12 protein-coding genes and 1 pseudogene are annotated in these 18,204 nt (G+C 69.7%); 11 read left to right on the top strand and 2 right to left on the bottom strand.

The window, feature by feature from the left end; all coding sequences use genetic code 11:
* Nucleotides 1-626 precede the first annotated feature (626 nt).
* Nucleotides 627-824 (top strand): helix-turn-helix domain-containing protein, encoded by a 198-nt coding sequence (locus EL245_RS13395; protein WP_197719458.1) that lies wholly within the window; start codon nt 627-629, stop codon nt 822-824.
* Here EL245_RS13395 and EL245_RS05925 read toward each other — a convergent pair.
* Nucleotides 808-2,154, bottom strand: a complete 1,347-nt coding sequence (locus tag EL245_RS05925; protein ID WP_164719441.1) for an IS256 family transposase — start codon at nt 2,152-2,154, stop codon at nt 808-810. The two genes, EL245_RS13395 and EL245_RS05925, sit on opposite strands and share 17 nt — an antisense overlap.
* A 67-nt stretch (nt 2,155-2,221) precedes the next feature.
* Between EL245_RS05925 and EL245_RS05920 the strand changes: the two are divergent.
* Nucleotides 2,222-3,100 (top strand): annotated as a pseudogene (locus tag EL245_RS05920) (IS30 family transposase); the annotation flags it as partial.
* Between the two features lie 123 nt (nt 3,101-3,223).
* Here EL245_RS05920 and EL245_RS05915 read toward each other — a convergent pair.
* Nucleotides 3,224-4,252 carry a LacI family DNA-binding transcriptional regulator gene (locus EL245_RS05915; RefSeq protein ID WP_161512782.1) on the bottom strand — a complete coding sequence of 343 codons (1,029 nt, stop codon included), beginning with the start codon at nt 4,250-4,252 and terminating at the stop codon, nt 3,224-3,226.
* Between the two features lie 209 nt (nt 4,253-4,461).
* Here EL245_RS05915 and EL245_RS05910 point away from each other — a divergent pair, with 209 nt between their 5' ends.
* The 9 genes from EL245_RS05910 to yicI all read left to right on the top strand — a co-directional run bounded on the left by EL245_RS05910 (nt 4,462) and on the right by yicI (nt 16,914).
* Nucleotides 4,462-5,712, top strand: a complete 1,251-nt coding sequence (locus EL245_RS05910; protein ID WP_126382319.1) for a sugar ABC transporter substrate-binding protein — start codon at nt 4,462-4,464, stop codon at nt 5,710-5,712.
* A 71-nt stretch (nt 5,713-5,783) separates the two neighbouring features.
* A complete protein-coding gene (locus tag EL245_RS05905) occupies nt 5,784-6,698 on the top strand; it encodes a carbohydrate ABC transporter permease (protein WP_126382318.1) in 915 nt (304 codons plus the stop codon).
* Nucleotides 6,699-6,701: 3 nt separating this feature from the next.
* Nucleotides 6,702-7,526 (top strand): carbohydrate ABC transporter permease, encoded by an 825-nt coding sequence (locus EL245_RS05900; RefSeq protein ID WP_232009891.1) that lies wholly within the window; start codon nt 6,702-6,704, stop codon nt 7,524-7,526.
* 173 nt (nt 7,527-7,699) lie between these two features.
* Nucleotides 7,700-9,700, top strand: a complete 2,001-nt coding sequence (locus tag EL245_RS05895; protein ID WP_126382317.1) for a glycoside hydrolase family 31 protein — start codon at nt 7,700-7,702, stop codon at nt 9,698-9,700.
* Between the two features lie 385 nt (nt 9,701-10,085).
* Entirely contained in the window at nt 10,086-11,117 is a 1,032-nt protein-coding gene (locus EL245_RS05890) for a LacI family DNA-binding transcriptional regulator (protein ID WP_126382316.1), read from the top strand.
* A gap of 79 nt (nt 11,118-11,196) precedes the next feature.
* Nucleotides 11,197-12,489 carry an ABC transporter substrate-binding protein gene (locus EL245_RS05885; RefSeq protein ID WP_126382315.1) on the top strand — a complete coding sequence of 431 codons (1,293 nt, stop codon included), beginning with the start codon at nt 11,197-11,199 and terminating at the stop codon, nt 12,487-12,489.
* A 253-nt stretch (nt 12,490-12,742) separates the two neighbouring features.
* On the top strand, nt 12,743-13,702 hold the full coding sequence (locus tag EL245_RS05880) for a carbohydrate ABC transporter permease (protein WP_126382314.1): 960 nt from the start codon (nt 12,743-12,745) through the stop codon (nt 13,700-13,702).
* A gap of 1 nt (nt 13,703) precedes the next feature.
* Nucleotides 13,704-14,588 carry a carbohydrate ABC transporter permease gene (locus EL245_RS05875; RefSeq protein WP_126382313.1) on the top strand — a complete coding sequence of 295 codons (885 nt, stop codon included), beginning with the start codon at nt 13,704-13,706 and terminating at the stop codon, nt 14,586-14,588.
* A gap of 52 nt (nt 14,589-14,640) precedes the next feature.
* A complete protein-coding gene (yicI, locus tag EL245_RS05870) occupies nt 14,641-16,914 on the top strand; it encodes an alpha-xylosidase (RefSeq protein ID WP_126382312.1) in 2,274 nt (757 codons plus the stop codon).
* The last annotated feature ends 1,290 nt before the right edge of the window (nt 16,915-18,204 follow it).

Below are 18,204 nucleotides of genomic sequence, written 5' to 3'. Positions count from 1 at the left end.
CCCCGACCCCGGACCAGCCCGGCCGACGCTAACCAACCCGGCCCCGGCCCAGCCCCGGTCCGGCCCCGGTCTGGCCAACGCCAACCAGCCCGGCCCCGACCCGGCCCAGGGCCGAGTACCACGGCGGACCGGCCACACACCCCGTCCCCGCACACCCCGACCACCCTCGACCGGTCATGTGTCCCCCGACCGGTCATGTAACTCTCGACCGGGCGTTCGCTGTCACATAGACGGTCGACAGTCACATGACCGGTCGACGACGAGACGAGCCGGACGCCCAGCCTGGGGCTCGGCGAGAAGACCAGCCCGACGTGCCACTTCCCCCGATCTCGCGGTGCCAGGTGGTTTCAGGTGGTGAGTGCAATGGGTGGTGCTTGGGAGAGGGGCTGGTTGTGGTGCGTGGGGTGTGGCCTGGTGTGGTTCGCGATGGTGTGCGGGAGCTGATCGAGTCGGGTTGGTTGGCTCGCGAGGCGGGGGCTTGTTTCTCGGTGCCTCAGTCCACGGTGTCGGACTGGTGCAGGCTGTGGGGTATGAGGATGCGGCACGGGGCCAGGGAGGGCGGGATGGTCGGGACGACCAGGCCTGCTGGGCGTGGTCGGGGCGGGTCGGGGGACGGGTTCGAGGTGATGGTCCGGGGTACCGGGCACGGCAGGCGTCTGGGGGCTCAGGGGCGCGGCGCGATCGCTGCGGGCCTGGCCAGGGGTGATTCCCTGGCCTCGATCGCCCGGTTCCTGGGGGTGGCTGTCTCCACGGTCAGCCGCGAGGTCGCTGCCGGGGCCTGTCAAGTTTTTTGTGTAAGCGGGTTGTTCAGAGGTGGGGGTTGATTCGGTCGGGGTAGGCGGTGGCGAGCTGGGCGAGGGCTTGTTTCCAGTTGGTGGTGATCCGGCCCTCGACCACGCGTGGCTTGGCCTTGCGCTTGTCCGCGGGCAGGTTCCTGTCCTTGTCGCGTTCTCGTGCCCGCTTGTCCTCGATGTTGCAGATCGCCAGCCACAGCAGCTTGACAGCGGCCTCGTCGCTGGGGAAGTGGCCCCGGTTCTTGGAGATCTTGCGTAGCTGGTAGTTGAGCGACTCGATGCTGTTGGTCGTGTAGATGACCCGGCGCAGCATCGGCGGGAACGCCAGGAACGGGGTGAAACGCTCCCACGCCCTGTCCCAGGTCGCCACCGTCTCGGGGTACTTGTCCCCCAGGGGAGAGCTGCTGAAGGCCGCCAGGGCCTCCAGGGCGGCCTCCTCACTGGGGGCGGCGTAGACCTGCTTGAGAGCAGCGGCGACCTTCTTACGGTCCTGGTAGGCCACGAACCTCATGGAGGCACGGATCAGGTGCACCACGCAGGTCTGGACCATGGAGTCGGGCCAGGTCGCCTCGATCGCCTCGGGCAGGCCGGTCAGCCCGTCACAGCACACGATCAGCACGTCCTTGACGCCCCTGTTGGCCAGCTCGGCGCACACGTGCGCCCAGAACGAGGCGCCCTCCTCGGCCTGGACCCAGATACCCAGGACGTGCTTGATCCCGTCCATGTCCACACCCACGGCGATGTGGGCCGAGCGGGTGGTGACCCTGTGGTCGACGCGGACCTTGACGCGGATCGCGTCGAGGTAGACCACCGGGTAGAACTCCTCCAGCGGGCGGCGCTGCCAGTCCAGGACCGCCTCGGCCACGGCGTCCGTGATCCTGCTGATCGTCCCCACCGACAGCTCCACACCGAGCGTGGACTCCAGGTGGTGGCGGATCTCGCGCACCGTCATACCACCGGCGTACAGGCTGATGATCATCGAGTCCAGACCGTCCATCCGCCGCTGCCCCTTCCTGACCAGCCGCGGCGTGAAGCTGCCGGCCCTGTCGCGGGGGACCTCGATCTCGAACGAGCCGACCTCAGAGCTGATCGTCTTGACCGTGGTGCCGTTGCGGGCGTTGCCACGAGCCACCGGCGCCTGCTCGCCCTTGTCGTAGCCAAGATGCTCCGTCAGCTCAGCCTGCAGACCCCGCTCCAGGGCCTCCTTGAGCAGGGCCGGCAGCAGCCCGTCGGCGCCCGTCAACCCCACCTCACCCGAGTCGATCCGCTCGAACAACCCGTCCAAGCCACCCGAGGCAACAAGATCCTCAACCACGCCCCGCCCACCAGCAGGACCAGTCTTCTCATCAGTCACAGTCATCAGTCCTTCAAAGAGGGCTTACACAGACCATTGAACACGCCCCGCTGCCGGCGGGGGCCGGCAGGCCTACGACCCCCAGGCCCGCCACGCCCAGGCCCGGGCCGCCAGGGCACGGCCCAAGGCGCGTGTGCTGGACTCCAACGACCAGCTGCGGGCCCTGGTGGTCCAGGGCCTGAGACAGCGGTGGTCGCCCCAGCAGATCAGCCGCCGTCTGGCTGCGGACCACCCCGAGCGCGATGATCTTCGTGTGAGCCACGAGACGATCTACCAGTCCCTGTACGTCCAGGGCCGAGGGACGCTGCGCGCCGAGCTGGGCCGTCACTACAGGCTGCGCACCGGGCGGAGTCGGCGCGTGCCACGCTCGGCCCTGGCCGGGCCCCTGGCCTCCAGGCCCTGGCTGGCCGACGCGCGTATCAGCACCCGCCCGGCCCAGGTCGCCGACCGGGCCGTGCCAGGCCACTGGGAGGGCGACCTGGTCATGGGCGCGGGCAACCGCACCGCGATGATCACCCTGGTCGAACGCACCACCCGCCTGGTCCTGATCGCCCCGCTGCTGACCGACCACACCGCCACCACCGTGGCCACGGTGCTGGAGACCATGATCAAGGGCCTGCCCCGCTCCATGGCCCGGTCCCTGACCTGGGACCAGGGCGGCGAGATGGCCCAGGTCGCCCGCTTCAGGACCGCCACCAACCTCGAGGTGTACTTCTGCGACCCCCACAGCCCCTGGCAACGAGGAACCAACGAGAACACCAACGGCCTGATCCGCGAGTTCTTCCCCAAAGGCACCGACCTGTCGACCTACCCCCTCCACGCCTTCGAACAGGCCCAGCACCTCCTCAACACCCGCCCCCGCCAGACCCTAGACTGGGCCACACCCGCAGAAGCCTTCAACAGGCTCCTGCAGAAAACAGAACACGACACCACCATTGCACTCACCACCTGAAACCACCCCACTTCCCCCGATCTCGCGGTGCCATAAGTCCCGATCTCGAGGTGCCATTAGTCCCGATCTCGCGGTGCCACAAGTCCCGATGGGGGTAGGAGGGCTGTCGCCGCGGCAGCGGGCTCACAGGGCAGGGCCACCCTCCCTCGGCGGGGGCGCGAGGCTCGCTCCGGGGCGGAAGACGGCAGGCACGAGGACCGGGCTGTGGGTTCGGGGCGCCCGGGGGTCGAGCTGGTCGATGAGCAGGCGCACGGCGGTCGCGGCGACGGCGTCGACATCGGCGTCGAAGCAGGTGCAGTCCACCGGGCTGTGCGGCGCCCGGCCCGATCCTCGGGCTGCGACGACGGAGACGTCACGTCCGACGACGGCGCCCCGGTGGTGCAGGACGTTGACGAGGTCGTCTGCCGAGACCCCGGGTGCCACGAGGAACGCCTCCTGAGGGCCCCCTCGGGCGGTCAGCACGTCCAGGGCCCGCGCCATCGCCGGGTAGGAGCGGGCCACCTCGACGACGTCGACCGGCACGCCCTCCCGGTCGGCGGCCTCGAGGACGGCGGTGGAGAACCGGTGGGTGAACCCCATCGCCGCCACTCGGTGCGAGGCGGGGTTGAGCATGACGATGCGGCGGTGCCCGCGCTCGGCGAGCAGCCTGACGCACGCCGCCCCCACCTCCTCGAAGTCGGTGTCGGTCGACGCGACGCCCTCGGCCTGGCTGCTCAGCCCGATGAAGACGCAGGGCAGGCCCGCGCCCCTGGCGAGCTCGACCCGCTCATCCTCGTGCAGGACGTCCATGGCCAGGATGCCCTCGCACAGTGCCGACCCGATGAGGCGCTCCATGCCCTCGATGCCCTCCTGCCCGCTGATGACGAGCAGCTCGTAACCCCGTGAGCGCGCCGCCTCGGCCAGGGCGACGACGTAGCGGTACTGCCCGGCGGTGTCGGTGTCCTCGTGGAACGGTGCGACGAGCCCGATGATCCCTGAGCGGTGGCGCTTGAGGGCCCGGGCGCTGGCGTGGGGTCGGTAGCCGAGCTCGGCCATCGCCTCACGGACCCGCCTCTCGGTCTCGGGGGCGACGGGGCGCTTGCCGCTCATAACGTAGGAGACCGTCGACTGGGACACCCCCGCCATCCGCGCGACGTCGCGGCTCGTGCTCATCGGTGCCATGCGTCCTCCGATCAGGTTCAGTGAAGCAGCCCCTTGCGACTTTAGGTTCACCGCGATACATTTCGGATGTCGGACGTCACGACGGGGTGGCGTCCACAACATACTCGACCTCCCCGCGGGGAGGCGTCACACCACGCGCATACGTATCCGTCGGTTGTGGCGCACCCTCGGGGGAGCCGGACAGAACTTGGAGAACGCAGATGACTCCCACGATCCCCACCACCTCCTCCATGCTCGCCCGCCGTCGGGTCCTCCAGGCCTCGGCCCTGACCGCCCTGGCCCTTCCACTGGCGGCCTGCGGTTCCTCGGGCGGCTCCTCCGGGGAGGTCAGCTCCCTGAAGGTCCTGGACTACTACGCCGACGAGCCGGACAAGACCGTCTTCCAGGAGGCGCTCGACGCCGCGGCCAAGAAGGTCGGTGTCACCATCGAGCGCGAGTCGGTGGCCGGCACGAGCCTCATCCAGAAGGTCCTGCAGATGAGCTCCTCGAAGACCCTGCCCGACCTGCTCATGATCGACAACCCCGACCTCCAGCAGATCGCGGCCACCGGGGCCCTGGCACCGCTGAGCACCTTCGGCGTCACCTCCGAGGGCTTCATCGAGGGCTTCGTCGGGGCGGGCACCTACGACGGCGAGCTCTACGGCATGGGCCCGTGCGCCAACACCCTGGGCCTGTACTACAACAAGGACCTCCTCGACGCGGCCGGCGTGGCGGTGCCCACCACCTGGGACGAGCTCAAGGCGGCGGCCAAGACCCTGACCAAGGACGGCGTCTACGGCGTCGCCTTCTGCGCGAAGGCCTCCTACGAGGGGTCCTGGCAGTTCCTGCCCTTCTTCTGGTCGGCGGGCGCCGACGAGACCGACATCGCCACCCCCGAGGCCGCCAGCGCCCTCCAGCTGTGGGTCGACCTGGTCAACGAGGGGTCGGCCTCCCAGTCGGTGCTCAACTGGGGCCAGGGAGACCTCGGCGAGCAGTTCACCTCCGGCAAGGCGGCCATGGTCGTCAACGGCCCGTGGATGACGACCACCTTCAACGAGTCCGGCATCAACTGGGCCGTGGCCCAGATCCCGGTGCCGACCCCGGGGGCGACCCCCGTGTCCCCGCTGGGGGGCGAGCTGTGGACGGTGCCCCAGACCGGTGACGAGGCCCGTCAGAAGAAGGCCGCCGAGCTGCTGTCGGTGCTGCTCGGGGAGGACTCGATCCTCTCGCTCAACACGACCCGCTTCACCATCCCCACCCGCGAGGCGGTAGACGCCGACTACCTCGCCGAGCTGCCGGACATGGAGCCGCTGGTCACCGCCGTCAACAACGGGCGGGCCCGCACCGCCAAGCTCGGCGAGGCCTGGCCCAAGACGGCCGAGGCCCTCTACAACGCCATGCAGTCCGCTCTGACCGGCAAGGCCGCCCCGCTCGAGGCGCTCCAGACCGCCAAGGCCGACTTCGTGTCCTGAGGCGCAGGCGGCCGGGGCCGACACGGTCCCGGCCGCCCGCCCGGTCCCGACGCTTCCCGAAGGAGACGACGATGACCCCACCGCGCCCCAGCCCGGCGCGCCAGTGGACCCGCAGGCGGGAGGAGGCCTTCAGGTGGGCCTTCCTGGCTCCTGCCCTGCTGTTCCTGGTCCTGTACTTCGGCTACCCGATCGTCAAGAACCTGACGATGAGCGTGCAGGAGTACACGACGAGGACCTTCTTCACCGGCGAGGCCCCCTTCGTGGGGGTGGCCAACTACGCGGCGGTCGTCACCTCCTCGGTGTTCTCCACCGCCCTGCTCAACACCGTCCTGTTCACGGTCGGCTCCATCGCAGGCCAGTTCACCATCGGCCTGGCCCTGGCCGTGTTCTTCAAGAGGCACTTCCCCCTGGGAGGGGTGCTGCGCTCCCTCATCCTCCTGCCCTGGCTGCTGCCCATGATCGTGTCCAGCGCCATCTGGAAGTGGATGATGGACAAGGACTCCGGCGTCATCAACGAGCTGCTCGGTGTCCTGGGAGTCGACGCCGTCCCGTGGCTGACGAGCACCGAGGTCGCCCTGGCCGCGGTCATCATGGTCAACATCTGGCTGGGCATCCCCTTCAACATGACCATCCTCTACTCCGGCCTGCAGGACATCCCTGACGAGCTCTACGAGGCCGCTGCCCTCGACGGCGCCGTGGGCTGGAAGGCCTTCAGGCACGTCACCTGGCCCCTCCTGCGGCCGGTGGTCTCCGTCGTGCTCATCCTCGGTGTCGTCTACACCCTCAAGGTCCTCGACATCATCCTGGGCCTGACCCAGGGCGGGCCCTCCAACGCGACCGAGACCCTGGCCACCCAGTCCTACAAGCTGTCCTTCTCCAACTTCGAGTTCGGTCAGGGAGCCGCCCTGGGCAACATCCTGGTCGTCATCGCGCTCGCCTTCGCCCTGGTCTACCTCAGGGTCTCGCGCGCGGGAAGGGAGGACTGAGCCGTGCCGACCGCCACGACGACGCGCAGGCCCTGGCGCTACACGGTGCTGGGCTGCCTCTTCCTGGCCTTCATGCTCTTCCCGGTCTACTGGATGGTCAACGCCTCCCTCCAGCCCGGGGTCTCCACCGCCGACCTCGACTGGTTCCCGGTGCGTCCCAGCCTCGACGGCTACCGGGCGGCCTTCGCCACCCAGGGCGCGAACCTGCTCACGAGCCTCGTCGTGTCCCTGGGCGCGGTCGTCGTGAGCCTGACGGTGGCCGCCCCGGCGGCCTACGCGCTCAGCCTGTACCGGGTGCGCGCGGCGGGTGCCGTCATGTTCGCGCTCCTGCTGTCGCAGATGATCCCCGGGATCGTCATCGCCAACGCCCTGTACAGCGCCTACAACGACCTGGGGATCCTCAACACGACGATCGGCCTGGTCCTGGCGGACTCGGCCCTGGGCATCCCCTTCTCGATCCTCATCATCCAGGCGTTCATGCGTGCGATCCCCGCCTCACTGCTCGAGGCTGCCCGGGTCGACGGCGCCGGGCGGCTGCGCACCTTCGTGTCGATCGTCCTGCCGCTGAGCAAGAACGCCCTCATCACCGCCGCCCTGTTCAGCTTCCTGTTCGCCTGGAGCGACTTCCTGTTCGCCCTCACCCTCGCCTCGAACGGGGAGGCCCGCCCGGTGACCCTGGGCATCTACCTGTTCATCGGGGGATTCGTGGCCGACTGGGGCTCGGTCATGGCGACGGCGACGATGGCCTCCCTGCCCGCAGGGATCCTGCTCGTCGCCGCTCAGAAGTACGTGGCCGCCGGGGCCACCGGCGGCGCGGTCAAGGCCTGAGGCCGGGGCCCGACCGGCCGGCGCGGTCAGTCTCGCCGGGCTCCGGGCCGGAACCTGAGGCCAGAGGCTCCAGCCGCCCCTGCCCGGTCCCGGAGCCCGACCCCTCCGGGTGCCGTCGTGGCGGCACCACCCCGACACACTCATCCACACTCAATCTCCTGGGAGGATCCTCAATGGAATTCGAAGTCATCGAGGGCGGGTTCGAGCTGCGGCACGCCCACGAGGTCCTGCGCGTCGAGCACTGGGGGGCCGACTCGGTGCGGGTGCGGGCCGCCCTCCACCGCATCCCCGCCCAGGACGTCGGCGCCCTCCAGGAGCGCCCGCCGGGGCCTGTCCCTCCGGCGGCCGTCCGCGGGCAGGACGGCGTCGTGCGCTACGTCGTCGGTGCCTTGACGGTCGAGGGGAGGCTGGACGCAGGAGACGGCAAGCCCGCGGTCATGCTGCGCTTCGTACGCACCGCCGACGGCGCTGAGCTGCTCGCTGAGAAGCGCGAGCACTTCTGGTGGCCGGGCTCCCACGTCTTCTACGGGCAGCGCTCCGGGCTCTACGAGATCCACCAGCAGTTCGAGGCCTACGAGGGCGAGCGCATCTACGGCCTGGGGCAGCACCAGCACGGCCGGCTCGACCACAAGGGCCTCGTCGTCGACCTCATCCAGCGCAACTCCGAGGTCTCCATCCCCTTCTACCTGTCGAGCCGCGGCTACGGCTTCCTGTGGAACAACCCTGCCGTGGGGCGCGTCGAGCTCGCCGACAACGCCACCCGCTGGGTGGCCGACTCCGCCCCCGCGCTCGACTACTGGGTGACGGCCGGAGACACCCCTGCCAGCATCCTCGGCCGCTACGCCGACGCCGTCGGCCACGCCCCGGTCCTGCCCGAGTGGGCCTCGGGCTTCTGGCAGTGCAAGCTGCGCTACATGGGCCAGGAGGAGATCCTCGACGTCGCCCGGGAGTACCGTCGTCGGGGCCTGCCCCTGTCGGTCATCGTCTCGGACTTCTTCCACTGGACCGCGATGGGTGACTACCGCTTCGACCCCGAGGAGTACCCCGACCCCGCTGCGATGGTCTGCGAGCTCGAGGAGATGGGCGTCAGGCTCATGGTCTCGGTGTGGCCGACCGTCTCGCCCCTGTCGGAGAACTACGACGAGATGGCCTCCCGGGGGATGCTCGTGGGCACCGACCAGGGCGTCGAGCTCCACCAGGACATCCACGACAAGCAGATGCCCCGGTCCCTGCCGGTGGCCTTCTACGACCCCAGCAACCCGCGCACGCGCCGCTTCGTGTGGGACACGGTCAAGCGGAACTACTTCGACCTGGGGGTGCGCGTGTGGTGGCTCGACGCCTGCGAGCCCGAGCTCAACCCGTGCCATCCCACGAACCTGTCCTTCCACTCCGGCCCCGGAGCCGCGGTGGTCAACACCTACCCGCGTGACAACGCCCGCCTCTTCTTCGAGGGCAACCGCGAGACCGGCGAGCCCGGCACCGTGCTGCTGTGCCGCTCGGCCTGGGCGGGGCAGGCGAGGTACGGCGCCGCGGTGTGGAGCGGGGACATCCCGCCGACCTGGGAGTCGCTGGCTGTCCAGGTCCGGGCGGGGCTGAGCATCGCCATCGCGGGCATCCCGTGGTGGACGACCGACATCGGCGGCTTCCACGGCGGGGACCCCTCCGACGAGGCCTACCGCGAGCTCTACGCCCGCTGGTTCGCGTACGGCGCCTTCTGCCCGCTCTTCCGCCTCCACGGGCACCGCGAGCCCCGCGGGGAGCTCGGCTCGCCGGCCAGCGGCGGCCCGAACGAGGTGTGGAGCTACGGCGAGCGCTGTCTGGGCGTCTCGCGGGCCCACATGGAGCTGCGCGAGCGGCTGCGCCCCTACATCGGCCGGGTCATGCGCGAGGCGGCGGACACCGGGGTGCCGCCGATGCGTGCGCTGTTCCTCCAGTTCCCCGAGGACCGGCGCGCCTGGGACGTTGACGACCAGTTCCTCCTGGGGCCCGACCTCCTCGTGGCCCCGGTCCTGTCCCCGGGGGTGACGAGCCGCCAGGTCTACCTGCCCGCCGGGGCGCGGTGGCGGGAGATCCACTCCGGGCGCACCTGGGAGGGCGGCATGCGCATCGAGGCGGACGCGCCCTACGAGTACATCCCCGTCTTCGTGCGGGAGGGTGCCGACGTCGGCCTGTGAGCACCACTCCCTCCCCGCGAGATCGGGGGAAGTGACACCTCGAGATCGGGGGAAGTGACACCTCGAGATCGGGGGAAGTGACACCTCGAGATCGGGGGAAGTGACACCGCGAGATCGGGGGAAGTGACACCGTGAGATCGGGGGAAGTGGTCCCCGGGAGCTGGGGCGGTGCTTCCGAGCTCGCCGCATCTGGCACGGCTCCGACGGAACGTGCCGGATGCGGCGAACTCGAGGTGTCATAAGTCCCGATCTCGCGGGGGAGGGGGACGGGTCGAACTGTTCGATCTTCCCTGGGTTTCGTTGACCTCCGGGAGCCCGCGCCACATACTTGTCGAAACGCTTCGACGAAGCGTTTCGACCCGGGTATGGCACGAGGAGGTGCGCCATGGCGACTATGCACGACGTCGCTCGTCACGCCCATGTGGCGGTGTCCACCGTCTCCTACGCCTTGTCAGGCAACCGGCCGGTGTCCCGCGAGACCGCCGCCCGCATCCGCCGCGCCATGGAAGAGCTCGACTACCAGCCCAACGCCATGGCCCGCGGCCTGGCCTCGCGCAGCTCGCACACCCTGGCGATGACCTTCCCGAGCTTCGACACGGCCATGGGTGAGACCGTCTTCGAGATCATCCGCGGCGCCCAGAAGGGGGCGGCCGACGAGGGCTACCGCCTGGCCGTGTGGCCCCTGGAGGACGACAACGCCGGCGACGAGCTCGTCGCCCTGGTCCGTCAGGGCACGGTCGACGGTGTGCTCCTCGTCGAGGTCGGGGTCGTCGACCGCAGGGTCGAGGCCCTGTCGGCCGCGGACCTGCCCTTCGTCATGGTCGGACGCACCGCCGACCCCACCGGGCTCGCGCACATCGACATCGACGTCGAGCGCACCGTCGACGACGCCGTCGGTGAGCTCTACCGGCTCGGGCACCGCCACATCGCCTTCGTCGGGCGCCCCGAGCTCCAGGAGGCGGCCGGCTACGGACCCGCCGTTCGCGGGCACGAGGGCTACCTGCGAGCAGCCACCAGCCGGCACCTCACGCCGCTGGCGCGCGCCTGCGAGGCGACCCCCGAGGCGGGGCGCCGCCTGGCTCACGAGCTGTGGGTGGGCTCCCAGGCGCCCACCGGAGTCGTCGTCATGAACGACCTGGCGGCGCTGGGGCTGCTCGCAGGGCTACGGGACATGGGGCTGGAGGTGCCCGACGACGTCTCGGTGGTCGGAGCCGTCTCCTCTCCCACCCTGGGCGCCATGACCGTACCGGCCCTCACGACCACCCACGCCCCCGGGGAGCAGATCGGCAGGACCGCTGCCGCCGCCCTCATCGCGATCCTGGGCAAACAGGCTGATCCCTCCGACTTCCACGAGCTCGTCGCCTGCTCGGTCGTTGAGGGCCAGAGCCTGGGCCCCGCCCCGTCACCGGTCCCCTGAGCCGGCCACCACGACGCCAACACGACGCCACCACACCACCGCGCCACCACCACGAATCTCAACGGAGAGGTAACCCATCATGAAGCGCAGGGACTTCAACGCACTCCTGGCAGCAACCGCCGCCTCCGGCCTCCTGGGCCTGGCCGGCTGCTCGGGCTCGGACTCGGGCTCAGACACCTTCGTCATCTGGGACTACGAGTCCGACGACTCCGCCATGGGCCAGGCATGGGCTCGCGCGGTCGAGATCTTCAAGGAGAAGCACCCCGAGATCACCGTCAAGGTGGAGTCGCAGACCTTCGAGCAGCTTCAGAAGAACGCCAAGATCGTCTTGACCGGCGACGACGTGCCGGACGTCATGGAGTACAACAAGGGCAACTCCACCTCCGGCCAGCTCGCCTCCCAGGGCCTCATCGAGCCGCTGACCGAGCAGGCCACCGAGCGCGGCTGGGACAAGGTGCTCTCCGCCTCCCTCCAGACGACGGCCAAGTACACCGAGGACGGCCTCATGGGATCCGGAGACTGGTACGGGGTCCCCAACTACGGCGAGTACGTCTTCGTCTACTACAACAAGGACATGTTCGACGCCCACGGCCTCGCGGTGCCGACCACCCTGGCCGAGCTCGAGGCGGTGTGCGACGCCTTCGTCGCCGCCGGCCAGGTCCCCCTGGCCGAGGCCGGTGCGGAGTACCCCATGGGCCAGCTGTGGTACCAGCTCGTCCTGGCGCACGCCGACCGCTCCTTCGTCGACGCCTACCAGCTCTTCGACGGCGAGGTCGACTGGACGGCCGGTCCCGTCAAGCAGGGAACCGACAAGCTCGTCGAGTGGATCTCCAAGGGCTACATCGCCTCCGACGTCGCGGGCCTGACCGCCGAGGACATGGGCACAGCCTTCATCGCCGGCACCTACCCGATCATGATCTCCGGATCGTGGTGGTTCGGGCGCCTCGTGTCCGACATGACCGCCGCCTGGGACCAGTTCCTCTTCCCCGGCACCTCCCTGCACCTGGGCTCCTCGGGCAACCTGTGGGTCGTGCCGACCAACGCCGCGAACAAGGAGCTCGCCTACGAGTTCATCGACATCACCCTGTCCGAGGAGGTCCAGGCGATCCTGGGGGACAAGGGCGGCCTGCCGGTCAGCGGCGACCCGGCAGCCATCACCGACGAGCGCACCCGTGTCATGACGGAGAACTTCGCGACCATCAACGACGAGGACGGCCTGGCCTTCTACCCAGACTGGCCGGTCGCCGGGTTCTACGACCAGCTCGTCTCGACGATGCAGTCCCTCGTCAACGGCTCGGCCACCGGCGAGGCGGCGATGGTCGAGCTCGGAGCCGCCTACGACGAGGGCCGGGCCGAGCTGGTCGACCAGTAGGACCCGACCGCGGCAGCCCATCCCGCTGCCGCCGCAGCGCCAGGGCCTGAGAGCCCGGCGGCGGGGCCCCGGCCCCGCCGCCGGACCCGCAGACCCCGCCTGCCAGCCCCGACGACTCGGTGTCGTCCGTGCTGTCTGTGCCGTCCGTGCCGTCCGTGCCGCTCACCGGAGGCGGCCGCCGACACCACCACCCGCCCTGTTGTCACCCCCACCACCCGCCCTGTGCTGTCGAGCTCCACGAAGAAGGCATGCCATGACCACGACCACCGACCGACCGCCCCGGGACGTGCCCACCCCCGCACGACGCAGGCCGCGCGACCGTCGCACCGGATACCTGCCCTACCTCCTGCCAGGCGCCCTGTCCTTCACCGTCATCATCGTCGTGCCCCTCGTGCTCAACATCTGGTACTCCCTGCACAAGTGGAAGGGAGGCATGGCGCCCAAGCGCTTCATCGGCCTGCAGAACTACGCCGACCTCATGGGTGACGAGGACTTCTGGGCCTCCTTCACCAACTCGGTGTCGATGATCGTCGCGATGGTCATCATCCCCACGCTCATCGGGCTCGTCCTCGCCGCCGTGCTCTTCGACTACGTCGGCAAGCACTTCTCGGCACGCACCGCCTCGGCCCTGCGCGCGATGTACTACCTGCCCCAGATCCTGCCGGTCTCCGTGGCCGGGATCGTGTGGAACTGGATCCTCAACTCCCAGACCGGCGCGCTCAACGTCATCCTGCGCGGCCTGGGAGTCGCCAGCCCTCCCAACTGGCTGGGATCGACCTCCACCGCGCTGCCCTCGGTCATGCTCGTGCTCATCTGGATCCAGATCGGCTATCCCACCGTCATCTTCATGTCCGCCCTCCAGCGCGTCGACCCTGAGCTCTATGAGGCCGCCGAGCTCGACGGCGCCGGCTGGTTCACCCGCTTCCGCGCGATCACGGTGCCCCAGATCAGGCCCGAGACCTTCGTCATCGTCCTGACCTGCACGATCGCCGCGCTCAAGGTCTTCGCCCCGATCTACGTCCTGACCCGCGGCGGCCCCGAGAGCTCGACCCTCGTGCCCTCCTACTACTCCTACCTCAACTTCTTCGACACCTCGAAGGTCGGCTACGGCGCCGCCATCGCAACCGTTCTCACGCTCGTCATCATCGCCGTCGCGGGCCTCATCCAGTTCTTCCAGAACCGCAGTGCGCGCCGCGACGAGGAGGGCCGCTGACATGACCACCGCCACCACCTCCGCCACGACCGCAGCACCCGCCTCCCGCTCCGGGGACCGGTTCCACCGAGGAGCCCTGCGCTGGGTCGTCCTGGCCGGCGTCGGCCTCGGTGCCCTGCTCATGATCGTGCCCTTCGCGCTCATGGTCATGAACGCATTCAAGTCACCCGCCGACTACTCCTCGGGCAGCCCCCTGTCACTGCCCACCGAGCTCTACACCGACGGCCTCGCCTACTTCTGGGAGCGCGTCAACTTCCCCGTCAAGCTGTGGAACTCGGTGTGGACCTCGGCTCTCGTGGCCGTGCTGGCGACCTTCCTGTCGCTGTTCAACGCCTACGCCCTGGGCGTGGGTCGGGTCAGGGGCCGGGCGTGGATCATCGCGGTGTTCATGATCGCCAACATGCTCCCCCAGGAGGGTCTCATCTACCCGCTGTTCACGATGGCACAGGAGGTGGGCCTGACCGACAACCCGTGGTCGGTCGTCATCATCTTCACCGTCATCCAGTCGGCCTTCGGCACCTACCTGCTCTCCTCGGTGCTGGGGACCTTCCCGGGGGCGCTGCTCGAGGCCGCCGAGCTCGACGGGGCCAACCGCTGGCAGATCCTGTGGAAGGTCGTCTTCCCGATCGTGCGCCCCACGATGAGCGTGCTCATGATCTTCTTCTTCATCTGGACGTGGAACGAGTTCTTCATCCCCCTGGTCATGCTCACGAGCAACGACAACCAGACCGTGCCCATCGCCTTGTCGAGCCTCCAGGGCGACCGCATGCTCGACGTGCCCACGCTCAACGCCGGGGCCCTGGTCTCCCTCGTGCCGACCTTCCTGTTCTTCCTGTTCTTCCAACGCACCCTGACCCGGGGAGTGACCGCGGGTGCGGTCAAGTGAGGACAGGTACCACCATCCCGCGCGCAGCGCGCGACGACCTTGAGGAGCGCTCATGAGATTCTCCAACGGATACTGGCTCGACCGCGACGGCTTCACCGTCAACCGTGCCCGCGGCCTGCTCGATCCCGCCCCCGACGCCGCCGGCGTCGTGCGGGCCCACGCCCCGCTGCGGCCGGTGGCCAGCCGCGGCGACACCCTCAACGTCGGCCTCATCGAGGCGACCTTCACCGCCGTGGCCGACGGGGTGATCCGGGTCGACCTCGTCCACCACGCCGGCGCGCCCGAGCGCGGACCCCGCTTCGAGGTGGCCCACGAGCCCGGCTACTGCGGCCGGGTCGAGACCGGTGACGGCCTCGTGACCCTGCGGGCGGGAGAGCTCGCCGTCACGCTGCGCGAGGGACCCGAGTGGACCGCGACCTACTCCTCGACCCGCGGCGAGCTGACCGCGAGCCCGGGGCGGGCCCTCGCGCACGTCGTCGGTCCCGACGGCACCCGGTACATGCGCGACCAGCTCTCCCTGCGCCCCGGGGAGCGGGTCTACGGCCTGGGGGAGCGTTTCGGGGCGCTGACGAAGAACGGCCAGAGCGTCGAGATCTGGAACGAGGACGGCGGGACCTCCTCCCAGCAGGCCTACAAGAACGTCCCCTTCTACCTGTCGAGCGCGGGCTACGGGGTGTTCGTCGACCACCCCGGAGGGGTCTCCTTCGAGGTGGGCAGCGAGGTCAACACCCGCTGCCAGTTCTCCGTCGAGGGCGAGCGGCTGTCCTACTACGTCATCGACGGCCCGGCGCCCAAGGACGTGCTGCGCCGCTACACCGCCCTGACGGGGAGGGCCCCGATGGTGCCCACCTGGTCCTTCGGCCTGTGGCTGACGACCTCCTTCACGACCGACTACGACGAGGGCACCGTCACCTCCTTCATCGAGGGGATGGAGGAGCGCGACCTGGCCCTGAGCGTGTTCCACTTCGACTGCTTCTGGATGCGCGGCTTCCACTGGTGCGACTTCGAGTGGGACCCGGCCACCTTCCCCGACCCGGCTGCGATGCTCGCCCGCCTCCACGCCCGGGGACTCAAGGTCTGCGTGTGGATCAACCCCTACATCGCCCAGCGCTCGTCCCTCTTCGCCGAGGGCGCCGAGCGGGGCTACCTCCTGCGCAGGGCCGACGGCGGGGTGTGGCAGACCGACCTGTGGCAGGCGGGCATGGCGCTGGTCGACTTCACCAACCCCGAGGCCGTCGCCTGGTACCGGGACCGGCTGGCGGGCCTGCTCGACATGGGGGTGGACTGCTTCAAGACCGACTTCGGCGAGCGGGTTCCCGTGCGGGACGTCGTGTGGCACGACGGCTCGGACCCGGAGCGGATGCACAACTACTACACGCACCTGTACAACCGCACGGTCTTCGACCTGCTGCGCGAGGTCCGCGGAGAGGGCGAGGCCGTGCTCTTCGCCCGCTCGGCCACCGCCGGGGGCCAGCAGCTCCCGGTGCACTGGGGCGGCGACAACGAGTCGACCTTCGCCTCGATGGGGGAGACGCTGCGCGGTGGGCTGTCCCTGACCAGCTCGGGCTTCGCCCACTGGAGCCACGACATCGGAGGCTTCGAGGGCACCCCGGACCCCGAGGTGTTCAAGCGCTGGCTCGCCTTCGGGCTGCTGTCCTCCCACGCCAGGCTCCACGGCTCGGGCTCGGTGCGAGTGCCCTGGGCCTTCGACGAGGAGTCGGTCGAGGTGGCGCGGCGCTTCATCGACCTGCGCCTGTCCCTCATGCCCTACCTCTACCGTCTCGCCGTCGAGGCCCACGAGACGGGGGCGCCGGTCATGCGCTCGATGCTCCTGGAGTTCCCCGAGGACCGGGGCTCCTACGACGTCGACACCCAGTACATGCTCGGCGATGCCCTCCTCGTGGCCCCGGTCATGGACGCCTCCGGGCAGGTGGAGGTCTACCTGCCCGAGGGGGTGTGGACCTCCTGGTGGGACGGGTCGACCGTGACCGGGCCGCGCTGGGTGCGTCAGAGGCACGGGGCGGACACCCTGCCCCTGTACGTGCGCCCGGGCAGCGTGGTGCCGGTGGCCCCCGGCTGCCGGCGCCCCGAGGCGGACTGGATCGAGGGCCTGACCCTGCTCTGCTTCGAGCCGCCTGAGGGGATGGAGCGCGAGGTCCTCGTCCCCGCCCACGACGGCGTGGGGGAGGCGACCTTCCGCGTCATGCGCGTCGGGGGCATCCTGCGCGCACAGGCCCGGGGAGCCCGAGGCCCGTGGGCACTGGAGGCGGGCGGCAGGCGCGTCGAGGCCGAGGGCGACGTCGCAGTCGAGCTCGCTCTGGGCTGAGACGCGGAGGCTTGCGCCACGGTCCGGCTTGTCTCATGGCGACCCTGAACGTTCGGCCATACGCACAGTGACCTGGCACATGTCCACCCGTCGGGGTGGTGGCATGGGGTCATGGGAGGGGGTGGGGTGCCTGCTTCGCTCCCAGAGCCGTGAAGGGTTCCTCGGCGAGGGAGAAGAAGACGTGTCTGTGATGCCGAGGTGGTTCAATCTGCTTGCCCGTCTGATCACGGTCCTGGTTAATGAGGCCGCCCCGGGTTTGATGGGGGCAGTGATGACAGGAAGGATCACTGCACAGGGGACAGAGGACGTGCCCGGTCGAGCTGAGGGATCGGGCCACGAGGTTGGCCTTGGAGGCTCTACGCACGTGAGAAGGAGGTGCGCGAGCTGAGTGAGGAGCGCCTCGGCCTTTCTCGCGGCGGAGCCCGGCCGCCCGTCCCGACCTCGCCCGGGATGCCCTGAACACGGGCATCTGGCAACGCGCCCGCGACGGCGCTGACCTTGTCGGGCTCGTCCACCACTGCGACCGCGGGGTGCACTACCGCGCCATCCGCTACGGTCAGGCCCTGTTCGGCTGCAGGGCGGTCGCGTCGGTGGGGTCCAAGGGCGACTGTTACGACAACGCACCGGCCGAGGCCCTCAGCTCGCTGTACAAAGCCGAGCTCATCCGCAACAAGGGCCCCTGGACGTTCAGCCATCGGGATGCTCACCCCCGTCGAGCACGAACACGTCCACGCCACCGAGAACGTCCCCGACCCCCTCACCAAGGGCGTTGACCGGCCCCTACCCGCGACCTCCACAACCAGATCAGCGAGACTTCGCAAAACCCGGGGCTTGACAGGCGCCGCTCAGTGCGCCGTGCCAGTCGCCCGGGGCTGTGGTGGGGGCGGCTGGAGCGGTTGCATGCTTGACGGCCAAACGCATGAGTTCTGGCGGTTCGCGCCTGGCTAGCACGCGCGAACCGCCAGAACTCATGCGCTCGACGACAATCCCTGCACGACGGGCCCGGCCGAGGACGCGCACCGACCCACCCGTCCGCCAACTGTCTCACCGGACCGGTAAGACGGCCGGCGGGCCGGGACGGATCCTGTCGGCGCGCTCCTCCAGCGCTGCGATGCCAGCGGCGTCGAGCTCGTAGGGCAGCTGTCGAAGGCGCACCGTGAGCCCCGCGCTGACAGGACCGGGAGTACTGGCGTGTGAGAGGCGTTGTCCGCAGGATGCCCCCGCAGGGCGGCGTCGGAGCGGGCCTGTGGGCGCCCTGTCCTCGGTGTGCACGATGTCCCGATCTCGGGG

The organism is Actinomyces howellii (assembly GCF_900637165.1).
GTDB lineage: Bacteria > Actinomycetota > Actinomycetes > Actinomycetales > Actinomycetaceae > Actinomyces > Actinomyces howellii.
The sequence above is the reverse complement of the archived record's forward strand: the minus strand, read 5'-3'. Positions and strand labels throughout refer to the sequence as shown.

Bases quoted from the DNA above. Each gene is read 5' to 3' on its own strand.
- EL245_RS13395 (WP_197719458.1), top strand. From the start codon at position 627: ATGGTCCGGGGTACCGGGCACGGCAGGCGTCTGGGGGCTCAGGGGCGC.
- EL245_RS05925 (WP_164719441.1), bottom strand. From the start codon at position 2,154: ATGACTGTGACTGATGAGAAGACTGGTCCTGCTGGTGGGCGGGGCGTG.
- EL245_RS05915 (WP_161512782.1), bottom strand. From the start codon at position 4,252: ATGAGCACGAGCCGCGACGTCGCGCGGATGGCGGGGGTGTCCCAGTCG.
- EL245_RS05910 (WP_126382319.1), top strand. From the start codon at position 4,462: ATGACTCCCACGATCCCCACCACCTCCTCCATGCTCGCCCGCCGTCGG.
- EL245_RS05905 (WP_126382318.1), top strand. From the start codon at position 5,784: ATGACCCCACCGCGCCCCAGCCCGGCGCGCCAGTGGACCCGCAGGCGG.
- EL245_RS05895 (WP_126382317.1), top strand. From the start codon at position 7,700: ATGGAATTCGAAGTCATCGAGGGCGGGTTCGAGCTGCGGCACGCCCAC.
- EL245_RS05890 (WP_126382316.1), top strand. From the start codon at position 10,086: ATGGCGACTATGCACGACGTCGCTCGTCACGCCCATGTGGCGGTGTCC.
- EL245_RS05885 (WP_126382315.1), top strand. From the start codon at position 11,197: ATGAAGCGCAGGGACTTCAACGCACTCCTGGCAGCAACCGCCGCCTCC.
- EL245_RS05880 (WP_126382314.1), top strand. From the start codon at position 12,743: ATGACCACGACCACCGACCGACCGCCCCGGGACGTGCCCACCCCCGCA.
- EL245_RS05875 (WP_126382313.1), top strand. From the start codon at position 13,704: ATGACCACCGCCACCACCTCCGCCACGACCGCAGCACCCGCCTCCCGC.
- yicI (WP_126382312.1), top strand. From the start codon at position 14,641: ATGAGATTCTCCAACGGATACTGGCTCGACCGCGACGGCTTCACCGTC.